The following is a 9,274-nucleotide window of genomic DNA, read 5'->3' on the forward strand; positions in this document are numbered from 1 at the left end:
GAAATTGGGCGGCAGGATTATGAATCGACGGCATCGAAGCGGATCAGCTCGACAGAGCCGTCGAGGCGGGCCTGACGGCCGATGCGGCTGCGCTCGCGCTCGTCGAACGCAGCCTGCATGTCCTTCTCTGATTTCCTGAACCAGGCCAGTTGCAGCTTTTCGACTGCGCGGCCCTTCTTGATGGCCATGACCTCGACCCAGAAGTCGGTCAGGTGGTTGACCTCGCCCAGGGCGGGCTTGAGGCAGTGCTTATTGAACTCGGCAAAGCGCTCGAGCTTACCTTCCGGTACGCCCAGCATGGCGCGCAGCTCGTCGACGGAGAACTGCTCGTGCTGCTTCATCATGCCGATGCGCCGCTCGACCATCTCGTACAGGCGGATCGAGTATTTGGAGCGCAGGGCGTACATGATGTGGGTCTTGATGGTGGCCCAGGCCTTGGACTGCTGAATGACCGCGAGCAGGTCGGGCGGGAAGGTGTAATAGAAATACCCGTCGTCGTGGTCCTCCTCCTTGTTGGTGCCGAGCAGGTGGACGCGGAACGTCGCCATGGTGCCGGTCGCGGGATCGCGGGCGCGGATCTTGGCCCAGGCGCCCATCAGCTTGTCGAAGGACTCTTCGAGCCGGTCGTTGCTTTGATGGCTGCCGCGTAGGGAGGCCTTGAGAACCTTGTGCACGGGGGCGGTGCGGATGTTGTTCCAGGCATTCGCCAGCAGCTGGTTATAGAGAAGGGTTTCGCTGCGATTGAGGGGCGTGAGCTCGATGACGTCGACGAGCTCGCGGGGCTTGATAATGCGGCCCATCTGGCCGGGATCAAGCGGCTCGCCCGTCACCTTTATGTCGGTGGCGAGCGGACGGCTCGGCAGCTTCGCAGGTTCGTGCTCTTGAAGGCCTTGGGCGTGGGTAGTAGTGGGGTCGGAACTCTTCTGCATGCTTACAATTGCAAGCGTGCCGGACTGATCGGTGAGACGTCAAGAAGTGAAATTCACCTTTCCGGAATCTCACCTTTCGATCCGCCCAATCTCTCACCTTTGGCTGTGCGCATCCCCAGGAAATGGCTGGTCACTCCTGCGCACAGCCCAATGTCTCACCTTTTAGATCGCGGCAACGGCCCGGAATCCCTGATGCGACTCCGGGCTCCGCCCATTTTCTCACCTATCAGCGCGAGACTGCGCGGGTGATCAGCAGGTTTGCGTAGAACGTGCCGATGATGGCGCGAAGCCTTGTGAGACGACGGTTCTCGTCCGCTGGTCGCGGCAACCCTTCGAGTCGATACAGCAGGTATTCGGCGAGATGCGCGTGACCGGCACCGCAATCGATGGCGGCCGAAACAGCATTGGCGATCTCTGTGATTGCATCATGGTAGGCGCCATGCCTGCTGCGAAGGCCGCCGGCAATGAGCATACGCAAGAGATGCGCACCATCCTCGTAGAGCGGGGACAGGCTTGCGGATGAGCGCTGCGGCTTGGTGGCCATGAAAGAGAACAGGACGTTGCCGGCGAGAAAGCAGTCGAACTCGTACTTGAATTCTGGCGAGTAGCAGGTTGCGGACATGGCAGCGCTCGGATGATTGCCGCCGGCAATGCCGGCGGCAGCTTGTGCTCATGAGTTGAGAGATTGCGTTAGAAGATTTCGGCAGGCGCGGGATCGGCGCGATACGTCTCTTTTGGAATGCGGGCCGCAATCCATTCCTCAATGTCGATCAGCCGCCAGCCGATCCGGTTTTGTCCGAGCTTGATGCGTCGGGGAAACCTCCCGGCTTTTTCAAGCCTCAGGATGTGGTGCGGCGTATAGGGCACCAACGAGCGAAGTTCCTTCTGCGTGATGATGCGCAGATGGTGGAGGGGGGTGGGGTCCTTTCTGTCGTCTGTGGGCATGACTGGGCTCCTTGCGCAGGTGTATGCACAAATCGGTGTTCGCGATTTCGGGGGACGCGGGACGCTTGGCCAACCGGCCGATTTCAATATGTTAAATCGATCTGTAATTGTTGTCCACAGAAAATATTACATGTAACGCGAAGCGCTATGAACTTTACATCGAGGCCCGAACGTGGGATGGGTGCGCGACGCTTCTGCCACTTTGCGAGTCGCGATGGCGAACCCGAAACGATCGGCCAAAGACGCAGCGCAATCGGCCCTGCCGGACAGCATTGCATTGACCGATGTCGAGGCGGCACTGGCCGCCCGTGTCGCGCCGGGCGAAACCGTCGTCTGGGCGGAAGATACGCCGGCATTCAAGGAAGCGCTGCGTGCGCTCAACCGCATCGAGACAAGACACAACCTCACTCTCGCTGAGTGCCACCAGCTCCGTGAAGCACTCTCCCTTGAAGTTTTCCGCCGCCAGCTCGATCCCGAGCTGCCTGGCAAGGCACCCGAGCTTTGGTCCGAGCGGAAAGGGACCAAAGATAATCCCGTCACCTTCATCCGCAGAGTCTACGCTCCGTGGCTCGGACGGGGATTGCGGCGATCCCATCTGCATTCGCTCGACCGTGCGCTCTATACGGCGCTCGGCGTATGGCTGCACCGTCACCGGGATTCAGGTTTTCCTGAACTCGATGGCTAGGCGGTGCACTCGTAGAAGATGCTCCTGAACGATACGCTCTTCGATCCGGCAGCGGCGGCTTACGATCGCCTGAAAGCTGACCACGTTAGCTGCGATGAATTGCGACAGATCTGGCCTGTGGCTATGCTGAAAGCATGGCCGAGAATCGGGACTACGACATCGCGCTATCATTTGCGGGCGAGGAACGTGACTACGTTGATCGCGTCGCGAACCTCTTGAAAGAGCGCGGCGTGAAAGTCTTCTACGATCTCTTCGAAGAGGCTGACCTCTGGGGCAAGGATCTCTACGTGCACCTCTCGGAGGTCTATCACAAGCGCGCCCGCTTCACCGTGATGTTCATTTCCGACGCTTACGCGAACAAGCTCTGGACCAACCACGAGCGGAAATCAGCCCAGGCTCGTGCGTTCCAGGAGGCACAAGAATACATCCTTCCTGCGCGGTTCGATGACACGGACATACCCGGCGTGTTGTCCACGGTAGGCTACGTCTCACTGAAAGATCGCTCTCCCGAAGACCTTGTGTCGCTTATTACCAAGAAGCTCGTCAGTTCGGGTGGATCGGTACCAACGGAACTGGTACGCCGCGATTTCAGCACGCTGGCGCGGGCCGAGACGCGCCCCGGTAGCAAGTTCACGGTTGTCGTCAAAGACGACGAAGGCACACCGATCAAAGGGTGCGAGCTAATCGTGCAGGCTGATAACGGAACATTCAATACCGCCTCTACCGGTGAGGACGGGTCAACGGTATTCGATTTGAAGGTTCGCAGGCCAAGTACGCTGCTGGCGTCTCACCCGAATTTCCCTGCAGCCGTGTATGAGAAGGTGGACCCGGATGGTACGATGAAAATCGAACTACCTCGCATGGACAACATCGGGTCGGTCACGATGCGGCGTACCGGGTTTATTCCCGGCCTCAAGGGCTCGCTGAATCCCATTTTGGATAGCTCCAAACGGACCTATCTCTACGCCACCAACATCGCCATCGACGGGGGTAAAGGGCAGCCCGTCACCTTCAAGGTCAATATACCCTTCGAGCTCGAGGATGCGGACAGGACCGTCGTGTATGCAACGGTCAAGCACATTGCTGGCGACGTTGCCTTAATTCAGTACACCCGAAAGCCTGAGGCTTAGGCGCGCTAAGCCGACGGACATCGCACGACTGCTGTTGCGTCCTGTCCGGGGACCCGCTGATGGAAATCATTCCGCGGCTTCGCGTACCGTCTCGAAGGATCGCGTAAGCAGCCGCGTCAGCTCCTTCTCCCACGCGCCAAGGGCCTCGCGCTTCTCCTTGTCATAGGCGTAGCGGTTGTAGACGGCATCGGTGATGCCACGGCTCATGGGCGAATGATTGAGCACCAATGAGCGCACATGGACGGGCAGACCGAGGCGGGCGAGTTCGGTGCCAACGGTGCGGCGCAGATCATGCGGCGAAACGCGGGGCAGTTTGATCTCCGCGATCATGCGCGCCATTGCCCGCGTCACTGCGGCAGCCGATATCGGGCTCATCGAATCCTCTGGAGAGGGGAACACGAGCGAACTTTCCTTCGGGCTTGCCTTGACCGCCCGCCTAAACTCATCAGCTGCCAACGGGCACAGCGGCAAGCGGTGCAGCAAGCCGTTCTTGGTCCGGACACCAGGTATGGTCCACACCGGCTCCTTGCCATCAAGCTCCAGTTCAGACTTCTGCGCTTCGACCACTTCGCTGCGCCGCTGCCCTGTCAGCAAGAGCAGCCGCAGAATGGATCGTGTCGCTGGTGAGAGCATGCGGCCTTTCTCGGCACGGGCCATGTGCTCGCCCGTCATCGTGTCCATGGCGTCAAGGGCCTGCCAGAAGATCACAATACCAGCATGGGAGAGCACACGTTCGCGGGGCCTGCGCTCGCCCACCTTGCGCAGGCGTGCGGCCGGGTTCACCTCAATCAGGCCTTCATCGACGGCCCAGTTAAGCACGCGGTTGATGAGGACAAGGACGCTGTTCGAGGTGAGGGGCGTTGCCACCTTGGCAACCTTGTCGCGGAAGCGGCCGATTTCTATACGCTTCAAGTCGGCCACGCGGGTCTTGGCGAAACCCGGCTCGATGTGGCGACGGTAAAGCATGCGGTCGATGTCCGAACGCTTCAAGGTCGGCACCGCATAGCGTTCATGCCAGTCCTCGAAGAGATCGCCGAAGGTCTTGGCCTCTTGCCGGTTCTTCTTCCTCTCGGCCTGCGGATCGCGATCGTCCTTCTGGACGGCGCGGACAATCGCCTCGGCCTTCTCGGAAGCATCGCTCAGGCTGATGGCGGAGGCATCGCCGATCTTGAACCACCTGAATTTGCGCTTGCCGCGCCCGCCCGGCTGATAGCGCACAAACCAGGTGCGTTGCCCGCTCTCCCTGACATCGAGAACGAGCCCTTTGCAGCCGTTGATGCGGTACTGCGTGCGCCTACCGCCGATGGCTTTCGCTGCGAGGATCTGGCGGTGGTTCGGCTTCAGGGACGGCATGCGCTCGGACCTTCGTGTGCGATCGGTGTGCGACGGCGGCCAACCCGCGCAGAAGACCTGAAGAGGTCACGGGGTTTTGTCGCACATTTGTCGCACACCAAGACAATGCTTGAAGTCCGTTCAGATTATGGCAAGCGCGATATGGCAAGAAGAAAGTTACGTTTCAACAATGCGTTACATGCGAACTCTGATGAACATGGTGAAACCTGCAAAAACCCGCCTGGCAAAAATCGCACTGCAGAGGTCAGGGGTTCGATTCCCCTCGGCTCCACCAACTAATTCAACATCTTGAGTAATATCTCGTCTTGGCGCGGCACGACCGTAGTGCAGTCCCGCAACGCACACGTCTTAACGCCGCTTAACCGACAGACGCTCCCGCTCCGCGCATGCTGGCACCGGACCCAACGATTCGGATGGCCAGATGCGCTGCCACTACATGAGCGACCTCCACTTAGAGGCACAGGACTTCCGCCACGCGTTGCCGGAGGGCGACATGCTCATCGTCGCCGGCGATCTTTGTCATGCCAGCGCGCTCGATCCCGCGCGAACGGACCCATACCGCGTGAGGCAGCGCGATCGCGTCCGGCGCTTTGCCGATGCCGCCTGCTCGGCGTTCCGCCATGTCTTGCTGGTGGCCGGCAACCACGAATATCACGACGGCCTCTTCGAAGAGGCCGTGCCGCTCCTCAAACGGCATCTCCAGAACGTGACTGTCCTGAACAACGAGGCCGTCGACATCGACGGCGCTCGCTTCTTCGGCACAACGCTGTGGTCGGATTTCGACGGGCGAAGCGAGACCTCCATCGCCAAGAGCCGGCGCGGCGTCGGCGAATACTTTTTCACGAGGACGCGGCGTGTCGGCAGCGACGGTGGGGCCGTCGCCAGGTTGACGCCGACCGACACGCTTGCGGCACACGAAGCAGCGCTCGCCGCATTCCGCCACGAGGTGACAAGCAAGCGGCAACAACCCCTGGTGGTTATCACGCACCATGCACCGAGCCGACAGGGCCTCAATCCCGCGCACATCGGCAACGGGCTTGACGGCGCTTTCGCGAGCGATCTCGACCGGACCATTGCCGCGCTCGAAGGCGTGCCGTTCTGGATCCACGGGCATACGCACATCCGCAAACGCTATCACATCGGCGAAACAACGATACTCGCCAACTGCCGCGGCTTCGAAGGCAAGGATCTGTCGGCGCGCAATTTCAGCCCGAGCGCGTTCTTCGAGCTGTGAAAAGGTTCGCCCCCTACTATTCTTTCGTCTGCAGTCGCTCCAAAAGGTGTGGCTTTCCCTTGATGCGCGCACGAACCCATGCTGCCGTACGGCCCAGACAGACGAGATTCCACATCCCGCCTCACATCGACGACAGCGGATCTCACATGCGAGCGAGCGACCCATGAGCGGATATCACGATGCTTACGCACACTGGCAGAAGGACCCACATGGGTTCTGGGCGGATGCCGCCCGTGATGTCAGTTGGTTCCGCACCTGGGACAACGTTTTCGACCCGCAAAGCGGACCCTATGGCCGCTGGTTCCCGAACGCCCTCTGCAATACGTGCTATAATTGTTTGGATGTTCACGTCGAAGCCGGGCGGGGCGACACGCTTGCGCTCATCTACGACAGCCCTGTCACCGGCACGCTGCGCACCTTCACCTACGCCGAGCTAACGCAAGAGGTCGCGACCCTTGCCGCCGCACTGCAGCAAGCAGACGTCGGCAAGGGCGACCGCGTCGTCATCTACATGCCGATGGTGCCGGAGGCAGTCATCGCCATGCTGGCATGCGCGCGCATCGGCGCCATCCATTCCGTGGTCTTCGGCGGGTTCGCTGCAGCCGAGCTTGCGGCACGCATCGACGACGCCAGGCCCAAGGCCATTCTCTCCGCGTCGTGCGGCATCGAGGGTGCACGCATCGTGCCCTACAAGCCGCTTCTCGACGCAGCCATTGCCGCGGCAGCGCACAAACCGGCGTTCTGCGTCGTCCTCGAAAGACCCGAGGCCCCGTGCACGCTCACAGAGGGCCGCGACCACGCTTGGTCCGACTTCACCGCCGCGGCGCGCGCACCGGGAAGCCTGGCCCCGTGCGTGCCGGTCCTCTCCACCGATCCGCTGTACATTCTCTACACATCCGGCACCACGGGCCGCCCGAAAGGCGTGGTGCGCGACAACGGCGGCCACATGGTGGCCCTCAAGTGGACCATGCGCAACCACTACGGCATCGCACCAGGCGAAGTGTTCTGGGCCGCCTCCGATGTCGGCTGGGTCGTTGGGCATTCGTACATCTGCTATGCCCCGCTGCTCCACGGCGCGACCACGGTCTTGTATGAGGGCAAGCCGGTCGGCACGCCGGACGCAGGTGCGTTCTGGCGCGTCGCCTCTCAGCACAAGGTCGCCGCGTTGTTCACGGCGCCGACGGCCATTCGCGCCATCCGCCAGGTCGATCCCGAAGGGCGCCTCCTGCATAACTATGATCTCAGCGCCCTGCGCACCCTGTTCCTCGCCGGAGAGCGGACAGACCCGGAAACGATCCGATGGGCCGAGGCGCAACTGAAGGTTCCGGTCGTGGACCACTGGTGGCAGACGGAAACCGGCTGGGTAATCGCCGGCAACCCCGTTGGCCTCGGATTGCTGCCCGTCAAGCCCGGCTCGCCGACAGTTGCCATGCCGGGCTACGACATCAGGACGTTGGATGCGGACGGTCATGAGGTGCCGGTCGGCGAAACGGGAACGCTCGCCGTCAAGCTTCCGCTGCCGCCCGGCTGCCTGCCGACGTTGTGGAACAACGACGAACGCTTCGTCGAAGCCTATCTCTCACCGCTCCCTGGCTATTACACGACCTCCGACGCCGGCTACATCGACGCCGACGGCTACGTCTTCGTCATGGCCCGTACCGACGACGTGATCAACGTCGCCGGCCATCGCCTGTCTACGGGGCAGATGGAGGAGGTCGTTGCGGCGCACCCCGACATCGCGGAGTGCGCGGTCGTCGGCATCGCCGACGACATCAAAGGTCAGGTTCCGATCGCTATCGTCGTTCTGACCGCTGGGGTCGACCGGCCGCTCACGGAGATCGAGGGAGAGGTCGTGCACTTGATCCGCGACCGCATCGGCCCCGTGGCCGCCTTGAAGCGCGTGATCGTGGCACAACGCCTGCCGAAGACGCGCTCCGGCAAGATCCTGCGGGGCACCATGCGCCGCATGGCATCCGGAGAGCTGGCCCCCACGCCCGCCACTATCGAGGACCCGGCCGTGCTGAACGAGATCGCCGACATCTTCGCGACGTCAGGCCTTGCACCCTCAGCCCGCGCGCCGCGTTAGACGATGACCGTCTCGGACGGCGCAGCCTTGCGCCCTATGTGTCCGGAGCCCCAAAAAAGTGACGGGAGGCCATGGATCGACAGGCCTCCCGCATGGATCGACGCATTTTACCGGCTCCCCGACAAACGGGAGCAGGTCTTGAATTAGCAGGAGGTCGACGCATCTCTGCTGAAGCGATGTCTTTGCTCGACAGGCACCGACGCCTTGCCGAAGAAATGCATATCGAGTTGCTGGTCTGTCGGAATATGCCTCGCCGAGAGCTCGCGGCGACGCCCGACGATCTCGTCGATGCTGATCTCGTTCCGAAGGCAAAGCGCGACGAGCGCGGCCTGCGTGCGGTTGCTGCAGGATAGCGCGTCGAGAATCCGGGTCATGTGGGCCTTGACGGTATTCTCGGTAACGCCGAGCGCCGCGCCAATCACCTTGTTCTGATACCCGAGGGAGAGAAGAAACAGGATGCGCTTCTGGTGCGCAGTGAGGTTTCGCGCGCACTCGAGAACCGTTTCATTCTGCTCAAGGTGCTTCATTCGTGCTTCCTTTGTGAGGGAGTGAGCCCAATCGTGCCGATCCGCGCTGAATGCACGAGAGCAGGTTTGCCCGCAAACGGAGGCACACCGTCCCACGATACAAAGAGAGGGCAGCGTGAGATTGGGAGAACTATGCCCTCAAGTCTTACACCCCTTGGCGATATAGTACCTGACGCGAAAAACGAGGGAGTACTCAGTAGCCTCCGGAGGAGGAGGCTCGCCAGCCACTGAATACTCCCTCAAACACCCCTACAGCTCAGAAGAAGATCGCTCCGCCGAAGGCGTAGATGTGGAGGTCTTCGAAGTCCTCCGATCCGGACACGCCGCCGGCGGTGAAGTCGAGATCCGCGCTGTAGTTCTTGTACTTGAGCCAGAGCGCCATCGA

The 9,274-nt window shown here is 61.4% G+C and carries 9 protein-coding genes; 4 read left to right on the forward strand and 5 right to left on the reverse strand.

All coding sequences use genetic code 11. From position 1 onward, the window contains the following. Window positions 1-17 precede the first annotated feature (17 nt). The 3 genes from IT540_RS10975 to IT540_RS10985 form a co-directional block, all read right to left on the reverse strand. Entirely contained in the window at window positions 18-929 is a 912-nt protein-coding gene (locus IT540_RS10975) for a replication initiation protein (protein ID WP_291177226.1), read from the reverse strand. A 226-nt stretch (window positions 930-1,155) separates the two neighbouring features. Next, window positions 1,156-1,551, reverse strand: a complete 396-nt coding sequence (locus IT540_RS10980) for a hypothetical protein (protein ID WP_291177231.1) — start codon at window positions 1,549-1,551, stop codon at window positions 1,156-1,158. A gap of 68 nt (window positions 1,552-1,619) precedes the next feature. Further along, complete coding sequence (locus tag IT540_RS10985) at window positions 1,620-1,874, reverse strand: AlpA family phage regulatory protein (RefSeq protein WP_291177234.1); 255 nt, start codon at window positions 1,872-1,874, stop codon at window positions 1,620-1,622. A gap of 214 nt (window positions 1,875-2,088) precedes the next feature. On the opposite strand from IT540_RS10985, the gene IT540_RS10990 reads away from it, so the two are divergent. Beyond that, window positions 2,089-2,559, forward strand: a complete 471-nt coding sequence (locus IT540_RS10990; protein ID WP_291177237.1) for a hypothetical protein — start codon at window positions 2,089-2,091, stop codon at window positions 2,557-2,559. A gap of 134 nt (window positions 2,560-2,693) precedes the next feature. After that, window positions 2,694-3,689, forward strand: coding sequence for a TIR domain-containing protein (locus IT540_RS10995; RefSeq protein ID WP_291177241.1), 996 nt, complete (start codon window positions 2,694-2,696; stop codon window positions 3,687-3,689). 66 nt (window positions 3,690-3,755) lie between these two features. On the opposite strand, the gene IT540_RS11000 is transcribed toward IT540_RS10995, so the two are convergent. Continuing rightward, window positions 3,756-5,042 (reverse strand): site-specific integrase, encoded by a 1,287-nt coding sequence (locus tag IT540_RS11000; RefSeq protein ID WP_291177245.1) that lies wholly within the window; start codon window positions 5,040-5,042, stop codon window positions 3,756-3,758. A gap of 421 nt (window positions 5,043-5,463) precedes the next feature. On the opposite strand from IT540_RS11000, the gene IT540_RS11005 reads away from it, so the two are divergent. Together IT540_RS11005 and IT540_RS11010 are read left to right on the forward strand one after the other, a co-directional pair. Next, window positions 5,464-6,276 carry a metallophosphoesterase gene (locus IT540_RS11005; RefSeq protein ID WP_291177249.1) on the forward strand — a complete coding sequence of 271 codons (813 nt, stop codon included), beginning with the start codon at window positions 5,464-5,466 and terminating at the stop codon, window positions 6,274-6,276. 163 nt (window positions 6,277-6,439) lie between these two features. Beyond that, a complete protein-coding gene (locus tag IT540_RS11010; protein WP_291177252.1) occupies window positions 6,440-8,362 on the forward strand; it encodes an AMP-binding protein in 1,923 nt (640 codons plus the stop codon). 143 nt (window positions 8,363-8,505) lie between these two features. Here IT540_RS11010 and IT540_RS11015 read toward each other — a convergent pair whose 3' ends face one another. Then, window positions 8,506-8,889: a LuxR C-terminal-related transcriptional regulator gene (locus tag IT540_RS11015; RefSeq protein ID WP_291177255.1), complete on the reverse strand. Its 384-nt coding sequence runs from the start codon at window positions 8,887-8,889 to the stop codon at window positions 8,506-8,508. Window positions 8,890-9,274: the final 385 nt, after the last annotated feature.

The organism is Hyphomicrobium sp. (genome assembly GCF_020852195.1).
Lineage (GTDB): Bacteria > Pseudomonadota > Alphaproteobacteria > Rhizobiales > Hyphomicrobiaceae > Hyphomicrobium_C.